Annotated in this window: 16 protein-coding genes; 10 read left to right on the forward strand and 6 right to left on the reverse strand. The window is 39.3% G+C overall.

The genetic code is table 11. The annotated features are described in order from the left end of the window. The first annotated feature begins 803 nt into the window (after positions 1-803). From MUN88_RS10420 to MUN88_RS10445, 6 genes are all read left to right on the forward strand, one after another. Positions 804-1,826 carry a LacI family DNA-binding transcriptional regulator gene (locus MUN88_RS10420; protein ID WP_244724124.1) on the forward strand — a complete coding sequence of 341 codons (1,023 nt, stop codon included), beginning with the start codon at positions 804-806 and terminating at the stop codon, positions 1,824-1,826. Positions 1,827-2,170: 344 nt separating this feature from the next. Further along, positions 2,171-3,604, forward strand: coding sequence for an ABC transporter substrate-binding protein (locus tag MUN88_RS10425; RefSeq protein WP_244724127.1), 1,434 nt, complete (start codon positions 2,171-2,173; stop codon positions 3,602-3,604). 86 nt (positions 3,605-3,690) lie between these two features. Next, positions 3,691-4,689 carry a carbohydrate ABC transporter permease gene (locus MUN88_RS10430; protein WP_244724130.1) on the forward strand — a complete coding sequence of 333 codons (999 nt, stop codon included), beginning with the start codon at positions 3,691-3,693 and terminating at the stop codon, positions 4,687-4,689. Next, positions 4,686-5,516 (forward strand): carbohydrate ABC transporter permease, encoded by an 831-nt coding sequence (locus tag MUN88_RS10435; RefSeq protein ID WP_244724132.1) that lies wholly within the window; start codon positions 4,686-4,688, stop codon positions 5,514-5,516. The genes MUN88_RS10430 and MUN88_RS10435 overlap by 4 nt, the downstream gene beginning before the upstream one ends. A 25-nt stretch (positions 5,517-5,541) precedes the next feature. Then, positions 5,542-6,177 carry a YesL family protein gene (locus tag MUN88_RS10440; protein ID WP_244724135.1) on the forward strand — a complete coding sequence of 212 codons (636 nt, stop codon included), beginning with the start codon at positions 5,542-5,544 and terminating at the stop codon, positions 6,175-6,177. A 36-nt stretch (positions 6,178-6,213) separates the two neighbouring features. Next, positions 6,214-8,595: a glycoside hydrolase family 2 TIM barrel-domain containing protein gene (locus tag MUN88_RS10445; RefSeq protein WP_244724139.1), complete on the forward strand. Its 2,382-nt coding sequence runs from the start codon at positions 6,214-6,216 to the stop codon at positions 8,593-8,595. Between the two features lie 56 nt (positions 8,596-8,651). Here the strand turns inward: MUN88_RS10445 and MUN88_RS10450 are convergent, their stop codons facing one another. Beyond that, positions 8,652-9,620, reverse strand: a complete 969-nt coding sequence (locus MUN88_RS10450) for a glycoside hydrolase family 43 protein (RefSeq protein WP_244724142.1) — start codon at positions 9,618-9,620, stop codon at positions 8,652-8,654. An 847-nt stretch (positions 9,621-10,467) separates the two neighbouring features. Here MUN88_RS10450 and MUN88_RS10455 point away from each other — a divergent pair. Further along, positions 10,468-11,520 carry a C45 family autoproteolytic acyltransferase/hydrolase gene (locus MUN88_RS10455; RefSeq protein WP_244724147.1) on the forward strand — a complete coding sequence of 351 codons (1,053 nt, stop codon included), beginning with the start codon at positions 10,468-10,470 and terminating at the stop codon, positions 11,518-11,520. A gap of 144 nt (positions 11,521-11,664) precedes the next feature. Here the strand turns inward: MUN88_RS10455 and MUN88_RS10460 are convergent, their stop codons facing one another. The 4 genes from MUN88_RS10460 to MUN88_RS10475 form a co-directional block, all read right to left on the reverse strand. Beyond that, positions 11,665-12,510 (reverse strand): carbohydrate ABC transporter permease, encoded by an 846-nt coding sequence (locus tag MUN88_RS10460; protein ID WP_244724150.1) that lies wholly within the window; start codon positions 12,508-12,510, stop codon positions 11,665-11,667. A 2-nt stretch (positions 12,511-12,512) separates the two neighbouring features. After that, positions 12,513-13,421 carry a carbohydrate ABC transporter permease gene (locus tag MUN88_RS10465; RefSeq protein WP_369809989.1) on the reverse strand — a complete coding sequence of 303 codons (909 nt, stop codon included), beginning with the start codon at positions 13,419-13,421 and terminating at the stop codon, positions 12,513-12,515. A gap of 94 nt (positions 13,422-13,515) precedes the next feature. Next, positions 13,516-14,880, reverse strand: a complete 1,365-nt coding sequence (locus MUN88_RS10470; protein WP_244724155.1) for an ABC transporter substrate-binding protein — start codon at positions 14,878-14,880, stop codon at positions 13,516-13,518. A 71-nt stretch (positions 14,881-14,951) separates the two neighbouring features. Continuing rightward, positions 14,952-15,584, reverse strand: coding sequence for a YesL family protein (locus MUN88_RS10475; protein ID WP_244724158.1), 633 nt, complete (start codon positions 15,582-15,584; stop codon positions 14,952-14,954). Between the two features lie 210 nt (positions 15,585-15,794). Between MUN88_RS10475 and MUN88_RS10480 the strand changes: the two genes are divergently transcribed. Then, complete coding sequence (locus MUN88_RS10480) at positions 15,795-16,538, forward strand: response regulator transcription factor (protein ID WP_244724161.1); 744 nt, start codon at positions 15,795-15,797, stop codon at positions 16,536-16,538. Beyond that, positions 16,535-18,295 (forward strand): cache domain-containing sensor histidine kinase, encoded by a 1,761-nt coding sequence (locus tag MUN88_RS10485; RefSeq protein WP_244724164.1) that lies wholly within the window; start codon positions 16,535-16,537, stop codon positions 18,293-18,295. The genes MUN88_RS10480 and MUN88_RS10485 overlap by 4 nt, the downstream gene beginning before the upstream one ends. A 157-nt stretch (positions 18,296-18,452) precedes the next feature. Here the strand turns inward: MUN88_RS10485 and MUN88_RS10490 are convergent, their stop codons facing one another. Then, positions 18,453-19,643, reverse strand: coding sequence for an MFS transporter (locus MUN88_RS10490; RefSeq protein WP_244724166.1), 1,191 nt, complete (start codon positions 19,641-19,643; stop codon positions 18,453-18,455). A gap of 1,250 nt (positions 19,644-20,893) precedes the next feature. Between MUN88_RS10490 and MUN88_RS10495 the strand changes: the two genes are divergently transcribed. Beyond that, positions 20,894-22,048 (forward strand): Gfo/Idh/MocA family protein, encoded by a 1,155-nt coding sequence (locus tag MUN88_RS10495; protein WP_244724168.1) that lies wholly within the window; start codon positions 20,894-20,896, stop codon positions 22,046-22,048. Positions 22,049-22,501: the final 453 nt, after the last annotated feature.

Genomic DNA, 22,501 nt, shown 5'->3' on the forward strand with positions numbered 1-22,501 from the left:
CCACTCCGCGTCCTGCGGGGCACGGCTGAAGCTAACTTTGTGAAGAAGATCGCTTCACAAAGTGGATCTTCAGCACCTGCATGTCCCGCGGGAGTCTTCGTGGTTGGCCTACGTTCTAGTATTGGTTCTACAACGGACGCAAGAGGTAACATTTTGGGCAGTCTCCACCGATTTCATCATTCACTGTAACAATGCTTAAAATCCTTACTTTTAGCTGTTACAAACGCTGTAGCACTTCCCTAAAGCGTAGGAAATATGCGGAGACTCCTCATGCGTCAGCGCGAGCTGAAGATCCACTTTGTCTGTGCCTGTGTCTGCTAGAATCACTTCGAAGTGAGCTTCCTCGTCACAAGGCAGCAAAGAAGTTGTTCAAGTAGTAGCCTAGCTGAAGCCGTGCCCACTGGACGCGGAGCATATTTCCGGAGCTTTGCTGAGCAAATGAAATCTATCAAAATTAACACAATGTCAGATAGTTCTACTTTACTTAATCCATATTATAGGTAGTTGTATATTATTTATGTTAGTTAGGACCGGGTGGTCTTTCCCGTTTTTTCTTAATTCACCCTCTATAGTGCTACTTCTACATCAAACATGTCCTGAACTCAACGTTCTGTTGACTAATGATAGTTATGTATAGTGTTTAATCGAATAGTATATCCGTTAGTACTTGATATGATTAGAAGACGCCTCCCCCTAAAGATAAGCGTGTCAGATGAAACAACATAACTTCCAAATAATGTTTGAATTGCAATTCATTCTGAGCATATTATATAGTAATCGATTACATTTTGGAGGAAAAGGAAATGAAGCAGAAACCCGTCACTATTTATGATATTGCCAAAGAAGCCAAGGTCTCAACGGCAACAGTGTCGAGAGTGATAGCTAATAACTATCCTGTCAGTGAGAAAACGAAAAAAATGGTATTGGACCTTATTAAAAAATATGACTATCAACCAAATGCTGTAGCAAGAAGCTTAACCAAAAAAGAATCGAAAATGATTGGCTTTATATTACCTGACATCACCAATCCATTTTTTGCGCAAGTGTTTATTGAAGCGGAGAAATATGCGTTAACGAAAGGGTATACGCTTATATTAGGGAACTCCATGAACAGTAATGAAATAGAATCCAAGTATTTACGGGACCTTTCGGAACGACAGGTAGAGGGGATTATTTTCATGGGCGGCAGAATAAATAAAAGCCAACCAGATCATATGGAAATAAATGAACTTAAAGATGTGATGAATAAAATACCTGTCATAATGGTAAATGGCAAAATAGATGGTATTAATTGCAGCAGTGTACATACAAATGAAGCAAAGGGAATAGATTTAGTTATTGAACATCTAGTTAGTCACGACCATAAAAAAATTGGTCTCATCGGTGGTGTGAAAGGAGTAACAACGACTGATATCAAAGTGAATGCTTATTGGCGCTCTCTAACGAAACATGGACTGCTGATGAAAGAGAACTGGCAGATCTATAGTGGTTATGATGTAGATAGTGGAAGAAAAGCAGTAGAGACATTCATTCATGTAAACGAGTCCGATTTACCGACTGCATTAATTGGTATAAATGATTTAGTCATTATTGGTGCATTAAAAGCATGCAGACAGAATCATTTGCATCCATTTTCCTTTGTCGGTTTTGATAATACAGACTTGACCAAAAATGCAACGCCAGAAATTACCTCTGTCAGTCATCCCTATAAAGATCTAGGAGAAAAAGCTATTGATCTTATTATCCATACCAAAACAATGAAACCAGAAGAAATATGGCTGGATCCCTATTTAGCAATAAGAGAATCAACAAACCGACCGCATTAGATAGTAACTGATTTTACAAAAAGTTATTATCTTTTTTTATACACGTTATGAAAGCATAAATTTTCAACGATGAAGCAGACCGACGTAGAAAAAATTTAAAACGTACAAAGTATAAGAAAAACTTCGGCACTCCCTAAAGACTAGGTGTATACCGAGTTTTTCTAATAGGTAAATAGTAACCGGTTACTATGGCTTAGCTGGCTGGTTACAAACTGGCTCACTGCACAAATGACAGCGTTTACTTTATGTTGATCTGGTCCACATTTAAGGGGGTGATTTCGGTAGTAGCTTTCTGTTGAACAAATGCTTCTCTATGTAAAAATCTTAAAAATGGGGGAAAGAAGATGAAAAAAATTAGTCTGTTCGTTTTGGGTATGTTCGTTATTCTATTACTTCTTAGCGCGTGCAGTGAGAAGGAAAGTAGTAACACGGAAAGTGAAAGTGGTGAAGATGTTGTCACGTTAACCTTTTGGAATAGATATCCAGAATTGAGAGGTGGATTTGAACAGCTCATTAAGGATTTCGAAGCGGAGTATCCTGGCATTAAAATAGAAAAACAGGAGACACCAGAGGCAGAAACACAGCTTCGAACAGCATTGTCAGAAAGTAATTTACCAGATATGTGGACGAATATCGTTGAATTATCTGAACTGGTGGAGGTAGATGCAGTCAAGAATTTAGATGACATTTTTACTGAGGAAGTAAAAGGACAGTTCCAGGAAGGTACCTGGTATGAAAATGGTACAACATCAGATGGTTCTGTTTACGGGTTTCCATTAGCTTCGCCAAGAAGTAAAGCAATGATTATGTATTATAACAAAGATGTATTTGAGATGTTAGGACTATCGGAATCAGATATTCCTGCTTCCTGGGAAGAATTTAAAACGATCGGGCAGAAGATTATTGAAGAATCCAATGGCGCTGTATATCCGATAGTCTGGAATAACCCGGGATGGGCTAACGAACAGTTAGTTTCGATGATGGGAACAGCGATAACGCCTGAAGTACCTTGGCAGGAGAATTATAAGGAAGGTGTACCACAAGTATTAACAGAAGGGAAAATAGAAAGCGCTAAATTTATCAAGGAATTATTAGAGGAGGGACTTATGGCTCCTCAGAGTGTTGAAATTGGTCTAGGGGAAGCAGAAGCAACATTTGCGGTAGGACAGAGTGCTTTCTTATGGAGTGGTGACTGGGTAGGACGACAATTATTCAAAGAAAATGAATTTGAGAATTGGGGAGTCGCACCATTACCAACGAAAGATGGCAAGCCGTATTATTATCCGGCAGGTTCTGAAGCGACAAGTATTCGAGTGAACAACCATACAGAAAACTGGGATGAAGTGAAGACTTTCTTAGAATATGCATTAGAACATCTTCATGAGACGGTGTATGTAAATACAGGAGCAGGCTTGCCAGCGAAAAAAGATGTAGGTGGAGAACCTCCTTTTGAACAATATAATGACATCTTAGAACTGGAAAGTGAATTAGCTATTCCGGTGCCTAAGCCAGCAGAGTTTAATAAAGAAGTGATTGCATTTAATAAGGCATATCGAAATAAATTGGAAGTTGGCGGAATCGGGGATGCAGTCGTCGGCTACATTACTGGTAATAGTGAAAAACTTGAAGAGGAAATAGGAAAAATAGATCAAGACATGAAAGACGCATTTTTAGAGACACTCGAAGAGTTTCCAGAAGTGTCGCAAGATGATTACAAGTATCCAAATTGGGTCCCATTTGAACCTTATACAGTCGATAAGTATGACGAATTGAAATAAGAAGACTTAGGCTTTCGCCAGTATATGGCGAAAAGCCAAGTTTTTCTTCATTATGTATCCTTAAGTCTAGAAAGGGTGATCTTCTTTTGGCTAATCATATAAAAGTAGACGACAAAACAACAACGAAAAGTAAGTCCAATCTCAGAACCTTAAAAAAGAGAAAAGCGATCTGGGCATATATTTTTCTGGCACCACAAATTATTGTATTCTTTGTATTCTCTGCCTATCCAATCGTGATGAGTTACGTTTATTCGTTTTATGAGTGGAGTGGAATTGGTCCATTAAATGATTTTGTTGGATTAGGAAACTATCAACAATTATTAACATCCGAAAGATTTTGGAATTCAGCAGTCGTTTCGATTTATTACATTTTAGGCACGACTGTTCTCGGTGTAGGTGGAGCTTTAATTTTAGCGATCATCTTAAATGATCAAAAATTAAAGGGAAAAGGTTTTTATCGCGCTATATATTTCTTGCCGGTTGTAACGACTACAGCCATTGTCGGGATCATTATGGGAAATATTTTCGGTATTAACGGTTTCTTTAATCAGTTTCTTCTCCATGTCAGTATCATTGATAAACCGATTCCCTGGCTAACGGATCCGTTATTAGCGGTCATCTTATTAATTGTAATTGGTTCATGGAAAGGACTAGGTATTAATATGGTTTATTGGTTAGCCGGTCTGCAATCGATCCCTAATGAATTGTATGAATCTGCTCAACTGGATGGCGCCGGATTTTGGGCTACATTAAGACATATTACGCTACCATTATTAAAGCCAATTGCTGCCGTGATTATATTATTATCATTAGTAAGTGGTATTAATGCCTTTGACCTGGTCAAGACATTAACGAACGGTGGCCCAAACTTTGCAACGGAAACGATGGATTTGCTTATCTATAATTTTGCTTTTTCCAGTCAGCTTGGTGGTGGGCAAGTCAGAATGGGATATGCTTCTGCTGCGGGTGTTTTGCTTGGTATATTTACATTTGTTATAAGTATGATTTTTGGTGCGGTATCCTTTGGTAAACAGGTGACGAAATTCAGAGTGAATAAGAAGAAAAAGGGTGGGGTGAGCGTATGATAGCAACCAAAACAGCTCGTACGACCATTCATGTTTTTTTAGTCATTTTCGGGATTGTTTGGATTTATCCTTTCGTATGGATGGTGTTCTCCTCGTTAAAAACAAACAAAGAATTTCTAACCAGTGGGACCAAACTGATGCCAGAAGAATTGAGATGGGAAAATTATGCAAATGCGTGGGTGACAGCAAACTTTTCGGGTTATTTTGTGAACACGGTTATTTTTACCGTCGCAACCGTATTAATTGTCATTGTTCTCTCCTCTTTGACAGGGTATGCGCTGGGAAGAATAGATTTTCCAGGTAAAAGAGTCATCATGATATGTGTGGTGGCCATTATGTTCATTCCTAAAGGATATACGATTATTCCATTGTTCAAATTAGTCAGTGCAATGGGGCTGGATAACTCGATACTAGGCATCATTGTAGCAGAGTCATCTGGTGCACATGTTCTGTTCATTCTTATGTTTGCCTCCTTTTTTGCCAATTTGCCAAAATCCGTTGAAGAAGCGGCAGAGATTGATGGAGCGGGCTTTTTGACTGTATTTTCAAAAGTAATGCTCCCTTTAAGTATGCCTATTGTTGCAACAACTGCGATTATGCAATTTATCTGGACTTGGAGTTCCTTCCTTGTGCCACTCGTATTAACGATTAGTAAACCAGAATTGCGAACGTTAGCGGTAGGGATGCAGAACTTCGTGCAAACCTATTCGATTGACTTCTCTGGAATGGCCGCTGGGGCAACCATCTCCTTGCTGCCAGTTATGATCATCTTTATTATCATGCAGAAATACTTTATTGAAGGGGTTGCAGGAGCGGTTAAAAGTTAAAGAGTGACTAAGGGAGGTTAAGTATATGAATATATCGGATACTTCATTTGTGTATAAAATATCGGTATGGATCATGCGGTTAAGTGTGTTAAACCTTCTCTGGATTTTCTTTTCTGTTGCTGGACTAGGAGTTATCGGATTATTCCCGGCTACGGTAGCCATGTTTACAGTGGTGAGAAAGTGGATCAGGGGCGAAACAGAAATCCCTTTATGGAGAACGTTTTTTGCTTCGTTTAAAAGTAACTTATGGAAAGCGAATGTATTAGGCTATATCGTTTCTCTTGGCGGTGTGCTGTTATACATGGATTATATATTCATTCAGAATATGAGTGGGAATCTCTATCTTATTTCGTTGTTGTTATTGTTCATGATTACGTTCTATTATGCGATGATTCTCTTTTTTATATTTCCGGTGTATGTTCATTATGATATCAAGCTGATGGAATGTTTGAAGTATGCTTTCATTATTGGAGCGTCTTATCCATTAAGGACATTGTACATGGCGTTTACTATATTTGTTATTTACTACGTAACGGCTTCCTTTCCTATTCTTTTCTGTTTTTTCTCTGGAAGTGCAGGGTGCTGGCTCGTGATGCGCTTTGCATACGTAGTGTTTGAGCAAACACAAGCGAAGCATAGAAAAGAGCTGAAAACGGCCTGAATAAAATAAATATATCCACAAAATGAGGTGAATCGGATGAATAGAGTATTGGAAAATATCAATCTAGCTTGGAAGTTTCACAGGGGAGATGTACCAGAAGCATGGTACAAAGGTTATGATGATGCTGATTGGAGAGATGTAACCTTGCCACATGACTGGTCTGTGGAAGAACCTTTCTCTAAGGAACACTCAAGTGGTACGGGATATGTAGCAGGTGGAATCGGCTGGTATCGGAAGGACTTTACGCTTCCACCGGATGCTGCAGGTAAAAAAGTATCGATCACATTTGAAGGGATTTATAATAATGCACAAGTGTGGTGCAATAGCCATTATTTAGGGAAGAGACCATTTGGTTACAGCAGTTTCACTTATGATATTAGCGATTTTGTTAGCGCGGATAGTACGAATGTAATCTCTGTGAAAGTGCATCACAAAGATATTGCAGACTCCAGATGGTTTACAGGTTCTGGTATTTACCGTCATGTCCATCTTACCATCACGAATGATATTCATATTGGTCAATATGGTGTATTTGTCACGACTCCAGATGTGTCAGCAGAGAAAGCTACGGTACGAGTGAATTCCCGCATAGTAAATGAATCTAGCGGGGAAGGGACTATTAAAATGAAACAGACTCTTTTTAATCAAACAGGTGTACAGATCGGTGAGGTGACGGAAAGCCTGACGGTAGAAGCAGCTGCCAGCTTGACGAAGGACCAATCAATAGAGGTTGATCATCCGGAGTTATGGTCACCGGATCGACCTTATTTATATACGGTTGTGACAGAGATTATCAAAGATCGCCACGTAATGGATCAGGTAAAGACAACAACAGGGATAAGAACAATTTCCTTTGATCCAAAGGGAGGTTTTTATCTGAATAAGCAGAACATGAAAATAAAGGGAGTTTGTATTCATCATGATGCTGGTGGGCTGGGGGCAGCAGTACCTGCGAAGGTTTGGATTCGCAGGTTGACGGCTTTAAAAGAAATGGGATGCAATGCGATTAGAATGAGTCATAATCCTCCAGCACCTGATTTGTTAGATTTGTGTGATAGTATGGGGTTTCTTGTAATGGATGAAGCCTTCGATGAATGGGAAGGTGTCAAAAATAAATGGTGGACGGGTCATAACGTCTATCCACCTAAACATTATGGTTATTTTGAAGATTTTCCACAATGGGGTGAACAAGACCTGAAAGAAATGGTCTTAAGAGATCGTAATCATCCGTCTATTATTATGTGGAGTATAGGAAATGAAATTGATTATCCTAATGATCCGTATTGTCACCCTTTTTTTGACTGGATGACAGGAAATAATGACGCCAATAAACCAGCAAGTGAGCGAATGTATGATCCGAATAAACCCAATGCTGAGCGTCTGTCAACGATTGCGAAGCGGTTAGTTCAATATGTGAAAGAATGCGATACGACAAGACCGGTGACGTCCGCACTCGCCTTTCCTGAGTTATCTAACCTGACTGGGTATGCACAGGCTTTGGATGTAGTTGGCTACAATTATAAAGAGCATTTGTATGAAGCAGATTTAAAACATTTCCCTGATCATGTCATCTACGGTAGTGAAAACAGCCCTTCTTTACAAGATTGGCTTGAAGTAAAAGATAATGATGCTATTTGTGCCCAATTTATCTGGACTGGCATTGATTATTTAGGCGAAGCTGCCGGCTGGCCAGTCAGAGCTTCTCCAGCAGGTTTTCTAGATCTTGCTGGTAACAGGAAATCCAGCTATTATTACCGTCAAAGCTTATGGAGTAAAGACCCAATGGTATATGTAGCTGTAAAGAATAAGCAAGAATCTCAAACTGATCCAGATTCCAGATGGAAGGGGGATTCACATTGGGAATGGCATGACAATGAGGAACTTGAAGTCTTTTGTTATACCAATTGTACGGAGGCTGAATTATTTTTAAATGATCAATCGTTAGGGATAAAACGAATGAACAAAGATGATAGCTATCTTAGCTGGGATGTTTCGTTCCAGCAAGGAATATTGGAGGTAACAGCAAGGGATGATAAGGGTAAGCAACATTCTTATCAACTGATTACGCCATCAGATCCCAAACATATTGTGATGACATCGGATACTTCCTGTTTAGTACCGGATGGGCAAGATGTCGCACATGTTGAGATGCAAATTACCGATAAGAACGGCAACCCTTATTTTTTCGCTGATAATCGGATTAAACTGTCAGTGGAAGGGCCTGGCGAACTGATTGGAATAGAGAATGGTGACATACAGGATGTACAAGGTTACAAAGATAACAATAGAAAAGCATATCACGGAAAGTTGCTTGCTTTTATTAGAGCTGGTACGGATGAAGGCAAGCTTGTTATCACAGCAACTGCAGATGAATTGGAATGGGGACGAATTGAGATTCATAGTGATGGGCGTGGCTGACTTTAGCGATAATCTAGTAGATAGAGATCCGGGTGGTTGCCCGGATCTATCTTTGATTATTTGTCCCACTTCGTCAGTAGGGCAAGATATTCGATTTCCGTCACAGGCAGTATCGTGCCATGACGCTTTTTTAAATGGCCAAACGAATATTCATCCGGGTTTAATTTACGCCAGCATGTGCCTGTTGTGTCACCTATGTCTGTAGTGATGATTGGCAAATATCCTCCTTCTGTAGCGTATTGATCAACGAGCAATCCCCATTTATTTTCGCCATTAAACTTGAAAAATTCTGGTCCTTCGACATCTTTTCCAGTAAGTGCTAAACCTAAAGATTCTAGGTTAGAAATGACTTTCCATTCACGCATTAATTGGTCGCTTGATTCAATGGTGATTTGCCCGTCACCTGACGCCCTGTAATAGCTACCATTGACCGAAATGATTGTCGTATCCAGGATTTCATTATGTTCCCCACGAGTGATATATAGTTGAGGTTCTGTAAAAGTATGAAAGTCTGTCGTCTTACTGCAATAGATATGCATGCCTCTGCCATCACCGTCCGTTGCATCTCTACTAGATGCCCAGAATACGAGATAATCACCTTCCTGCTCGTCAAAAAAGGCTTCCGGTGCCCAGGCACAACCTGCCTCTTTCGGGGCAACCTCTACCATACGAGGTTCTGACCAGTTCACAAGATCCGGTGATTCCCAAATAACTAATGAATGACTGCCAGTAATCGTAGCTTGTGCGTTTTTCCAGCCCCCGCGGTGATAGATACTGAGATCAGTAGCCAGTAAATAAAAGGTCTTTCCGTCGTTACTTCGAATCAAATAGGGATCCCGTACCCCTCGTTCTCCGACTGTGGAATACAAAATCGGCTGCTTGTTATTTAAATCTTGCCAATGCAGCCCATCCTTACTCAGCGCGAAGTAGATTTGTTCCCCGTTTTTTTCTTCGCCAATGAAATGGGCAAATAAATAGCCGTAGAAATAATTGTTATCATTTTCTGAAACAGCTTTTTCCATCATGACGCCTCCTATTTACTTATCTTAGATTTAGTGTACCAAAGAGAGTGGTGTACTGGAATACAATAGTTGAATTAGAGCGATTTTTTATAAACAAAGCCTTTTTTAGGTAATGTTGGAATAGAAAGCATTTGAAGAAGGATGCTTTATGATGAAATGATTGGAAATTAAAAGAGGACCAGAAGCATTCATTCCACTTAAGTTGTATGCCGAAGCTATATCTGGTAATATAGTTTACTTTATTCGCAAAGACCACGCATCGATGTATATGACTTTGTTTTTGGAATCGGATGTTTCAACTCATTCATTTTTATAATCAATAGAAGTTGGAGTGAAGTGTCTACTTTTTTAGAAAAAATTTTACAGGGTACGAAATAAGCTGTAATGGTCGAAGCTGGTTTTCTGATTTACAGAGCCCTTGTAAAAGTATGGGCGGTAGAGTACGCCAATGGCCAACTTTTCATCAGTACAAGCGCGGATTAGCCGGAAGAGGCTTCCATTGGACAATATCATTTCAAAACAAGCACGTAATGTCCGATAGAGCTCTTCAAACGGACAACTATGCCCCAATTCAAGCACAGATTGTCCGATAGAACTTTCCAATTGTACCACCCCACTCCTCAACAATCAAAACGCCAGGAAGTCTCACTATTTAATGGTTTGCAGTTCTTTCCTGCTCTCTATTTGCTTGTACCAATTCAAACTGGCTTATTCGACTTCTAGTTACGCCCTTTTGTTATGCTTTTTTGAAATCACAAGCAATTCACTTTGGATCCAAGATGTTTCATGCTAAGCTTTCTTTAACAATCAGTCGTTTTTTAAAAACAAGAGATAAGGTAAGGGACCAGCCATGAAAAATTATTATGTAGATGTGATGCAATTTAGGGGCGATCATGCTTCCTTCGGTTTTAAACAGGGACAGTGGCTGCTGCAATCCTATTTGCATCCAATATATACGAATCCAGATAGTATGAAAAAGGTACGGTTTTCTTTTGATCGTGGAGAAGCTGTGCAATGGATAAAGTCACTTTTTCCTCACTTTTATGAAGAATTAAATGGATTGGCAGAAGGTATGAAAATGCCGCTTGAGCAAGTGCTGCTCCACTTTAGCGGTTATCAGCAGGAATGGAGACGGTCGGGCTGTTCGATTATAACGGGTGATCATTTTCTCGTGCGCAATTATGACTTTCATCCGAAGACGTATGAGGGAAGATTTGTACTTTATCAGCCTGATCAAGGTTACGCTACGATCGGTCCTTCGCAACGAATCGTGGGAAGGGCAGATGGCCTCAATGAGAAAGGACTGACGACTGGTTATAATTTTGTTAACCGCCGAAATACCGGTGATGGATTTATTCCTACGATCATTACACGCATGATGCTGGAGACATGTCAGTCCAATGAAGAAGCAATAGCTTTATTAAAAGAAGTGCCACATCGCGTAGCATTTAATTATGTGCTGGCTGATCGATTTGGAAATAGACATGTGGTGGAGGCAACGTCAGAAGCTGTCCGTGTAAAAGAAGACACCATAAGTACCAATCATTTTGATCTACTCCCGGAATCGAATCGTTATCATTTGGATGATTCCAAACGACGAATGGCGATTTTAAGAAATCAAACTCAAGCATTAACCAAGCGCGAAGCCTTCCAGTTGCTAAATAATAAAGAAAATGAAGTGTTTTCCGAGAAATATCCTCAATCAGCTGGAACATTGCATACGGCGATCTATGATGTGAATTCGCTTGAAGCAGGAATTGCATTAGGTCATAATCGTATACCTACCATGTTTTCATTTCATAATTGGTTACATGGACAGGATAGCTGGATCAGCAAAGTAAAAGGTCAAATCAATACAAAGGAACGAATGCCTTATATGGAGGGGATAGGGGAGGAAAGTTAGGTGCTGTTGCCTTTATTGTTTTGTGGTGGTGTGACAAAACCATGAGATATAGAGCAGATGAAAAACTAATTCTGTAATCAATGTCTTCGATTAACATAAATGAGACACAGGAGCGATCCATGTGTCTCATTATTAATAGCCGTTTCACCCTTTCACACTCCCTGCCGTAATCCCTTCTACCAAATACTTTTGAAAGAACAGAAACACCAATAATTGTGGCAGAATCGAAGCAACGGACATGGCAAACATTGGTCCCCAGGCTGATAAAGAGGAAGGATCAGAGAATAGCTGTAATCCTAATGCAACGGTATATAATTTTGTATCATTTAAATATACTAGAGGAGTCATGAAGTCGTCCCATGTCCAATAGAAAGAGAAAATAGCCACTGTTGCTAACGCAGGGGTTGTTAATGGTAAAATGATTCGCCAAAAAATTCCAAAAGTGCTAGCACCGTCTATATAGGCCGCTTCATCTAGTTCACGCGGTATCCCTCTTATAAACTGAATCATCAGGAAGATAAAAAAGGGTATTCCTCCAATAAAAGCCGGAACGATTAAGGGCAAGTAGGTGTTTACCCAGCCTAAATTATGAAACAATATATATTGTGGTATTAGGGTAACCTGTTGTGGCAGCATGAGTGTCACAATCATACAAACAAATAAGGGAGTGCGAAAGCGAAATTTCACCCTCGCAAAACCGAATGCTACTAAAGTAGATGAAAACAAAGTTCCAATAACTACCATCGTAGTGACAAAAGTCGAATTAACAAAAAAGGTAGAGAATGATAAATTTCCGAATCCTTCCCATCCTTGCAGGTAATTTTCCCATTTTAGTTCAGAAGGGATTAAGGAAGCAGCATTTCGAAAAATCTCATCTTCCGGTTTCAACGAACTGGCAATGGTCCAAAGGATGGGATAAATCATTAAAAATCCCAGAAGTATGATGCTACCATGATAGATAATCGTTTTTTGGGTGGATTTTTTTTGCATGATTATCTGCCTCCCTCTGACTCGTAGTAGACCCAGCTTTGCGCTGATTTAAAAATCAAGGCGGTGAATAAAGCACATATTAATAATAAAATCCAAGCTAAGGCAGAGGCATATCCCATATCAAAATGGGCAAAGGCTTTCTCATATAAATAAACCGCATAAAATAAGGTGCGATCCATGGGACCACCATTGGTAATCAAGAAGCTTTGTGTAAAGGCCATGAACCCTTGAATGGTTTGCATCACTAAGTTAAAAAAGATGACAGGGGAAAGCATAGGTAACGTAATCTTTAAAAACTGTAAAAAGGGACTGGCACCATCGACCGCTGCTGCCTCATACAACTCATTCGGAATTGCCTTTAAACCAGCTAGGAAAATAAGCATCGGCGATCCAAATTGCCAGACGACTAATAAAATCAGTGTAGATAATGCGAAATCCGGACTGGTTACCCAGCTGGTCCCCTCGATACCAAAGATGCCCAGCACATCATTTAGGGCACCTTCACGACCGAACAATTCTCGCCAAACGACAGCTACTGCAACACTTCCACCTAAAATAGAAGGGACGTAATAAAGCGTGCGGTAAAGGCCAACACCTTTTCTTTTTGTATTGAATAGCATCGCCACGAATAAAGCAAAGGCTAATTTTAATGGAACCGAACCAAAAACGAAGATAAAGGTCACTTTCAATGCTTGGATAAACCGGGCATCATCTGTGAACATTGTGATATAATTTTCAAATCCAATCCAGGTAGGAGCGGATAGTAAATCGTAATTGGTAAACGAAAAATATAATGATGCAATCATTGGACCGACAATAAAACCAAGAAAACCAATTAACCATGGTGCGATAAAAGTAAAACCTGTTATGTCAATGGAACGCTGGGACCTTAATTGTTTTTTCTTTTTCATGACGGATTCCTGCTTTATCGAACTATTCTCTTGCATCGTCAAGCACCTCCTTGATAGTGGATGAGCCATCTGTATTGATGGCTCATCCTTTTCTTTATTCATTCTTTGCTAGAATTTCATTTGCCTTTTCTCTAAAATTAGCAGCAGCTTCTTCTGGGGTTACTTGGCCATAATAAATAGGTTCTTCCACTTCGCGTACATACAATGTTTCTACTTCTGTAGCACCTTGCGGGTCTGGTGGATCAATGGGTTTAGCGTGATCCTGCGCCATTTCAACGTAGTCAAACATTTTCTTTCCTGCATCATCCAGCTTATCTCTTAAGTGATCACGAACAGCACCAGCGATTGGCACGCCGCGTTCTGCATTTAAGACTTCGTTTGCTTCTAAGTTATTTGTGAAATAACTGATGAATTTAGCAGCTTCTTCCTGATGTTTCGAATCTTTGGTCACCGAGAAAAACTGACTCGGTTTCAGGAAGTGACCAGGTTCGCCACCTTCGAGTGCAGGGTTTAACATCAATTCTAATGGTCGACCTGCAGCAGATTCGATGGCTACCAGCTGATTACTATAGATATCGAGTAACATAGCTGTATCACCATTTACAATAGGTTGCTGCTCTACATTAGAACCAGCATCCATGAACACATCTGGAGGTGCAGCAGCGCCGGATTCGATCATATCGACCGTGTTTTGTAAGAAATCCACTAATAATTGATCATCTTCATAGCCTAGGCTTTTTCCATCTGGTGCATATAAGGAGACACCATTTTGTCTTAAATAATGTCTGAGCGTATTAGTACCTACCGAAGGCTGAACACCATATGCTCCGTCTAAATTATCGGATAATTCCTTTGCGAATGATTGAACGTCTTCATACGTGTAACCAGGCTCAGGCGGTTCTACACCAGCTTCTTCAAATAAGGCAGGATCATATACTGTACCATGTACATTTGCCCCTAAGTTAACGGCGTACAAACTGTCATCAATTTTTCCACCATCCATATACACATCTTCCACATCACTTAAATCCAATGTCCCATCTTCGACAAATGGATTCAGGTCCACTAACAAATCTCTCCCAACGTATTCCGTTAAATAGGCGTAGTCCATTTGTACAATGTCCGGTAAATTCCCGCCGGCAGCTTGGGTAGCCATCTTCTCCCAATAGCCGTCCCATCCAGTAAATTCAGGTGATATCGTTACATTTGGATTTTCTTCCATATACATATCGATGACTTCTAATGTCCGGTCATGCCTGTTCTGGGAACCCCACCATAAAATACGGAGCTCAATCTGTTCTTCACCATTGTCTGCTGTATCACCGTTATTCTCTGTTTCTCCGGCATCATTTCCGCTATCAGAGGCAACATCTTCACCTTCCGAACTACAAGCGCTTACGAAAATAACAATAAGACCGAGCATCAAGAGAAAAAGAAATGACTTTCGCTTCTTCCACATCACATGTATCTCCCCTTTTTTGAAAAAATATATTTAAAACAACTACTAGGAAGTAATTGCTTCAAATCAAGTTATTTTGCATATTTGTGCTGCAAAGCAGACAGATCCTCAATAGCTTGTAAGGCAATGATCATCACAATAAAACAAGTTAGGCTAATTCCAAGCGAATATAAGATTTGCGGAATATAGAACGATAAATAAATCATTCCACCTGCAGATATAGTCATTCCGAATGTTTTCAACGGATTAAGCATTCCGAGAATAAAGGCATACTTTATATAATCAACCAGCTTAAGCTGGTATTTTGTATAGATTGGCAGAATATAAATAACGGTAATCATGAACCACACGGATAATATAAATAGGACTATACTGATGATTTGATTGAACGCGCCACCTCTATCGATGAAAAACTTCAAATCAAAATAAAGCAAAAAACCTATCACAAATAATAGAATAGCCAATCCATTAGACTTAACAAAATGGAAACGAAATTGGTTCCAATATTCACGGAAGATAGAAGATATGTGCTGTTTTTCCAGCCATGACTTCTCCACGTTACACAATGCTACTGTTGCTGGCGCGATCCCGAATATACCAAGACCTATGATCATAAAGAAGAACCACAGCAGATTGAGATATACTAATTTAAGTAGAGCTATACAGAAGTTACGGGCAATCTCTGTTAACTTGACTGCATTCATACAACCTGTCCCTTCCTGTAAATTTGGTGTTGGCAAACAATATAGTCCATGAAATTAATAGTTGTCTTTATTATAGTAAGCGTTTACAATTTTATATAGTCATTCGTCTTATCAAATGCCCTCATTTTCTTAAGCGTTCCGGTAAGAAGTGTCTTTTCTTACGATTTTTAAAAGATGAAGATACTTTTTATAAAGAAAGGAGTCCTGACCATGTATAAAATGATGATTATCGACGATGAGTCTGAAATTCGCATGGGATTGAAAAATTATTTCCCCTGGAATCAAATCGGCTTTGATGTAGTGCAAGATTGTGTCGATGGCAAAGTAGCATTAAATTATTTAGACCAACATGACGTTGATGTCATCCTGTCTGATATCCGTATGCCCGTTCTGGATGGCATTGAGCTTGCAAAAACACTTCACGGAAGAAGTTCGAATATTTACCTTATCTTTCTTAGTGGCTATAAAGATTTTTCTTATGCAAAGGAAGCACTTAAATATGGGGTAAAGGATTATATTGTGAAGCCCGGAAAGTTTGAAGAAATTCAAGAAGTATTTAGCAGGGTGAAGCAGGAACTGGATAAAGAGTGGCGAGAATTAGATGAAAACCAAGCTAGTTATTGTGAAAATATTATCCGTACCATGAAAGAGCATATTCAAAAACAATACGCCAGTATTTGCTTAGAAGATATGGCGGAAGTATTAAACATGTCCCCAACTTATATTAGTTCTTATTTTAAGGAAAAGACAGGCGTGAATTTCTCCACCTATCTCACGAAAATCAAAATGGAAAAAGCAGCAGAATTATTGGTGGATTACCATTACAAAACCTATGAAATTAGTGAACTAGTCGGTTACCATAATCCGAAGAATTTCACTAGGATGTTTAAGAAATATTATGGGATGACGCCAAGAGACTATCGCACTTCCAACATGGAGAACATGGAATCGTGAATAATCGAATATTAATTAAAAACATTCTTCTCTTCGTTTTTCCATTATTGATTCCTGTATTTATTTTAGGTTCTTTTGCAATTGTGATCACAGATAAATATATTAAAGAGTCGATTACTGCTAACAATCGCAATGTGTTGCAACAGCTGGAGCAGCAAACCAATACGGTATTAAATGAAATGTATTTACTCAATCTCGACTATAATTGGAATCCTGATATTACGCTATCTTTGAGGAATTTTTTTGATTCTGAGCATTTCAACTATCTGGATATTAAAATGATCGACTATGAAGAAGGAAACTTGAGAAGGAAAGAAATTGCAACATCCTATATTCATTCGATGTATATTTATTATGAGAATGATAATGACCGTGTACTTACATCTCGATCAGGATTTATGAACATTGCTAATATGCATGATGATACTTGGCTGAAAGAATATGACGCGAAATCAACGAATCGAGATATTTGGATGGAAAACCGTCAGATTTCACAATATGATTTTGAAAATGAAGAGCCAGTTATCAGTATTTATCGCAATATCTTTAACTCCAATGCTCAGACTTCTGAAGGATTAATCGTATTAAATATTTACCAGAGCTATTTTGAGAACTTAATTAGTGAATTAAATAACTATCACAATCAAAGTATCTTTGTATTAGATGAAACGAATACCAAATTGTACGGAAATAATATAAGTGAGGAATTAGCATTGGAAGAGGAGATAATCGAAAACAGAAAACAAACCTTTGAGGTCCAATTAGATGGTACCTCCTATATTGTCAGTCAATTACAATCGGATTTATATCCTCTTCGTTATTATTCAATGGTAGAGAATAATATTATTTATCGTGTACCTAATCAACTGCTATTTTTAACGATTTTATTCGTGTTATCCTCGCTTATTCTTGGCACAGCAACGATTTATTATTTGTCACGCAAAAATGCCAGGCATGTGGGCGACATTATAAAAATATTGAACACGACGAACCAGAACGAACAAGACTTGATCAGACATATATCGTTTAAAGATAATGAATACCAATATATTGTCAGAAGAATTCTCAAGCATTATATTGCGCAAAACGAGCTTGAAAAAGAATTAAATGAAAAGAAATACGAGCTTCAAGCTGCCGAATTACTGGCATTGCAAAATCAGATTAATCCACATTTTCTTTCCAATACACTCGCCATTATTTATTGGCGTGCCATGGCACTGACAGGTAAACCAAACAAGGTCACCAAAATGGTTGAAACGCTCACAGATATTCTGAATTTTTCTTTGAGGATCAGGCATCATACCGTTACCTTAGAGGAGGAAATGAACAATACAAAGAATTACCTCGAAATTTTACGCGTCCGATCGGATAAAGATTTTCGCATTACATGGGATTATCATGAGCAGGATCAATCTATTCAAGTATTAAAATTTGTATTGCAGCCACTTATCGAAAACAGCATACAACATGGAATGGATTACGAATCCGAAGCAAGCCAAATCGATATAAAAATTAAAATCCGGACAAAAGGGGACGGGACTATCCGGTTTACAGTAATTGACAATGGTCAAGGCATATCAAAGTCTGACCTAAGTATTTTAAGAAATAAATTAGATAAAGATGAATATGTCACCAATCACATCGGACTAGCTAATATTAATAAACGATTATCATTGATTTATAATAATCAGTTCTCCTTCATTATTAAAAGTAAACGAACATATGGAACGGTTATTACGATTGAACATCCAGTTTAAAATGGTGAGAAACTTGGTGATATGGGAAATCCACATATCTCTCAAAAAAGGAAAGGTAATAAGCGAGATGGCTAAAGGTAGGATCTCTATCTATTCATCCAAACTAAAAAACCACTCAAGATACCTATCCTGAGTGGTTTTATCATTGCGATTTTCCTCACGAATGCACCGGAAAATGCTCTGCTTGCTGTTTGTGTGCAGTGTGCTTCAGCGTATAGAAAAGTCCAATCCCGCTAGCAAGCAACAGACCACTGCTGAAATAAAAGACAGTGGAAATTGTGTACATGCCAGCGATCCAGCCACCAATGACAGGGCCAATGATATTACCTAGAAAGCGAATGCTGGTATTGTAACCTAATACTTCTCCCTGTATATCAAGTGGTGATACCTGGCGAATATACGCGGTTCGAATCGGAATGACACCGCCAATCGCTATCCCTAATAAGAATCGAACGATGACTAACTGCCAAATCGTATCGACGAATGCACCCGGTATGAAAAAGATAGCAGATAAAAACAGCAGTATCACTAACACTTTTTCAAAACCGATACGATCCCCTAATTTGCCCCAATTGCGTGACATGAGTAAATTGCCAAGCCCTGCTGCAGAGAATGCGAGGCCAGAAAAGAAGGCAATACTTGTCGCGCCATGTATCTCATTCACATACAGAGAAAGAATTGGCTGAATGCTGAAATTGGCCAATTGGACAAACATCGAGACAATCATTACCATGACAAGGACGGGCTTACTGAAAATATGCTTTAACACGTCTGCAGGAGAATATTCGCTTGCCTGTTGTTTTGTTTCTGATTTGAATTCTTTTGTACCAAGCATTACCAAGCATGCTGCAATAAATAGCGGTACAGATGTCAGCTGAAATGTGGCAGCATAACCAAAGATATCGGCTAAGACGCCGCCTAACAGTGGTCCTAATAAGCTGCCTGTGACATTACCCGTTTGTAAAGTGCCTAACACTTTCCCGGCGATGTTTGGCGGTGTTTGTGTCGAGATAAAGGCTTGTGACATGGAAATAAATCCAGTGAAAAATCCCATGAACATGCGAAGGATAAACAGCTGGGGGACATTGGTGACAAAGCCCATCAGCAGTACACTGATACCTAAGCCAAACGCGGCAAAGACTAAGAATATTTTGCGACCATGCTTATCACCGAATCTTCCCCAGAACGGTGAGACGATAAAGGCGATTAAGAACGTAATGGCAAATACCCATCCTGACCATCGTTGTACATAGTCATCAGAATAATTACCTAACGTTTCTATATATAAAGACAAAAATGGAATGACCATTGTCAGACTAGCTGCAATAAAAAAATTCGCAAACCACATAATATACAAATTACGCTTTGCGATCTGTTCTTGTTGTATGATAATACCCCTTCTTTTGACATTTATTTCGAGTACCTAAACATTAGCATACGCCTAATATTGGCGGAAGGGAAATAATTTGCACAGTTTTTAATACGCTGGGAAAGTATAAAGTTTTAGCAATGAAGAAGCTCGACGTAGTGAAAATTTAGAGTGTACCAAGTATAAGTAAAACGATGGCATTCGCTAAAAGACGAGGCGAATGTCGAGTTTTTCTAACAAGCACCAGAAAGTGTATAATCGAGCTGCAACGTTTGAAACAGCTGACAGCAGTAGTACGATGCATAATGTTTGATAGGTATTATATTTTAACCTATAAGTACGGTTGATTACACTTCTATATGCTCTAGCTATTACTAAGGAAAACAGTTCATTGATATGTGTATTGTCTAGAAGAGAAGGAGCCAAAAGTGAGGAGCAGTGCACCGAGATTTGTATTGTTTAACAGGGAAAGGAGCCAAAAGTAGAAAGTCGCGCACCGGGATTTGTATCGTTTAGAAGGAAAGGAGCCAAAAGTGGGAAGCGTCCCATCGAGATTTGTATGGTTTAGAAGGAAAGGAGCCAAAAGTGGGAAGCGTCGCATCAAGATTTGTAGCGTATAAATAGAAAGAAGACAAATGTATGGTGTTGCCCGGCTAGTTTTGTCTTCTTGTAGAGTCTGTACCATAGCGTAGCCCAACACTTAGACTCCAGTGGGACGTGCCCCGCAGGACGCGAAGTGGTTGGTAATGTTTTTCTTATGGAGCCATCATTGGTTCGTGACTTCAGCGTGATTCTCTTATCTCATACGTTTTTAACCGGGTGATTGTGTTTTTCAAACAGGTAGTTATTTACATGACGATAAAAGAATTTGTGGAAAATAGGTCAAATATATTGAAAATTATATAGGGAGCCAATATAATGTAACCACAACTACCATACTAGTATGTACGGTTAATGGATGAGGAAGAGAGGTGGCATTCCCTATTAGTTAGCCTCCAGATGGAATGTTTGAGTCTTGAGGAAACAAACACCCAAGAAATCTACACATCTTGCAAAATCTTAAAAGCGTTAACAGGTAATGCTAGCTGCAATCTTCACAGACGAACATGCTGGCGGATATGTTAATAGAAAAATGATAACGTTTACTTAATGTGAGCATGAGAGGTCATTCTAGATCTAGCAAACTATCGGAAAGTATGGAAAATCATAAGAATAGGAGAGTGTAAAAGATGATCAATGTTGCAATAATTGGTACAGGAGCAATCTCAACATCCCATTTGAAAGGATATTTGGAATTTAAGGATCGCTGTAAGATCGTCGCGGTGTGCGATATTTATCCAGAGAAAGCGGAGAAAGAAGCAAGCGAATTTGGGTTAGATGTTACAGTTTATCGTGATTATTCAGCGTTGTTAGAGCAGGATGACATCGATTTAGTATCGGTTTGTACACCACCGTATACCCATGCAACTATTGCAATGGAAGCTTTACGGTCAGGAAAGCATGTACTCGTAGAAAAACCAATGGCGTCCTCTTTAGAGGAATGTGATGCGATGAATGAGGCAGCAGATCGAAACGGGAAAATTTTATCCGTGATTGCCCAGAACCGGTTCACTTCCCCAATGATGAAGCTGAAGCACGTATTAGATACGAAATTAATGGGACCGATTCTGCATACACAGGTAGATTCCTTCTGGTGGAGAGGTCACTCCTATTATGATTTATGGTGGAGAGGCACTTGGGAGAAAGAAGGTGGCGGCTGTACATTAAATCATGCCGTACATCATATCGATATTTTTCGTTGGATGAATGGCATGCCGTCAGAAATTACGGCAGTGATGAGCAACGTTGCGCATGATAATGCGGAGGTGGAGGATATTTCTGTAGCCATTGGACGTTATCCAAATGGAAGTCTTGCACAAATCACAAGCTCCGTTGTTCATCATGGCGAAGAACAGCAGCTCGTCTTCCAAGGAAAAAATGCTCGCGTCTCTGTTCCATGGAAACTAACGGCTTCCCAATCACTTGGCAATGGCTTTCCCGAGAAAGATAAAGATCTCGAAATGCAATTACAACATATCTATGATGCTCAACCAAATTTACAGTATGAAGGGCACGTCGGTCAGATAGAAGATGTATTGTCAGCAGTCGAAGGCAAAAAAGAAGTGTTAGTTACGGGACGAGATGGAAGAGCAACATTGGAACTGATTACTGCTATTTTTCAATCTGCAAGCTTAGGGAAAACAGTAGCGTTACCATTGGATCAAACCAGTCCATTTTATACAACGGAAGGGATTCTGAAGAACGCCACGTATTTTTATGAGAAGACAGCTAGTATTGATAATTTCCAAACAAATGACATTACAACCGGAGGAAATTACGAATGATGATGGAAAAGGTCTATTTCCAGTGAAGCATCCTAACGTGAGGAACCAGGTAATAAACGAATCCTCAGAGTGAATGTAGCAGTGGAGGTTATGGATAACCTGAGTAAACAGTCGTATGCAGTGTCAGTAACGTGAACAGTCTGTCATACAGATGGTGAGTGGACACCGTCATTGGAAGGGGATATGGTTAAGATGGAGTTGGTTTTTGTTTGAACGGATTAGGAATATAATTTGTCAGGCATCTGCAGTGTGCAGGTGTCTTTTTTGTTTTGGGGTTATGTGAAAAAAATAGATGAATAGGATGAAAAACAACAAGAAGTGTGACCGTTTGAATAGCGTGGCCAGGAAGGTGCTTACTCCTTTTTTATGCCCCACTAACCTGGCAATGAATAAGAGATTCTTCACTAACTGAAAAATTACCTCAACGCTTCAGAAGAGAGCTTTATTAAACCA

The sequence above is a fragment of the Gracilibacillus caseinilyticus genome (genome assembly GCF_022919115.1).
Lineage (GTDB): Bacteria > Bacillota > Bacilli > Bacillales > Amphibacillaceae > Gracilibacillus > Gracilibacillus caseinilyticus.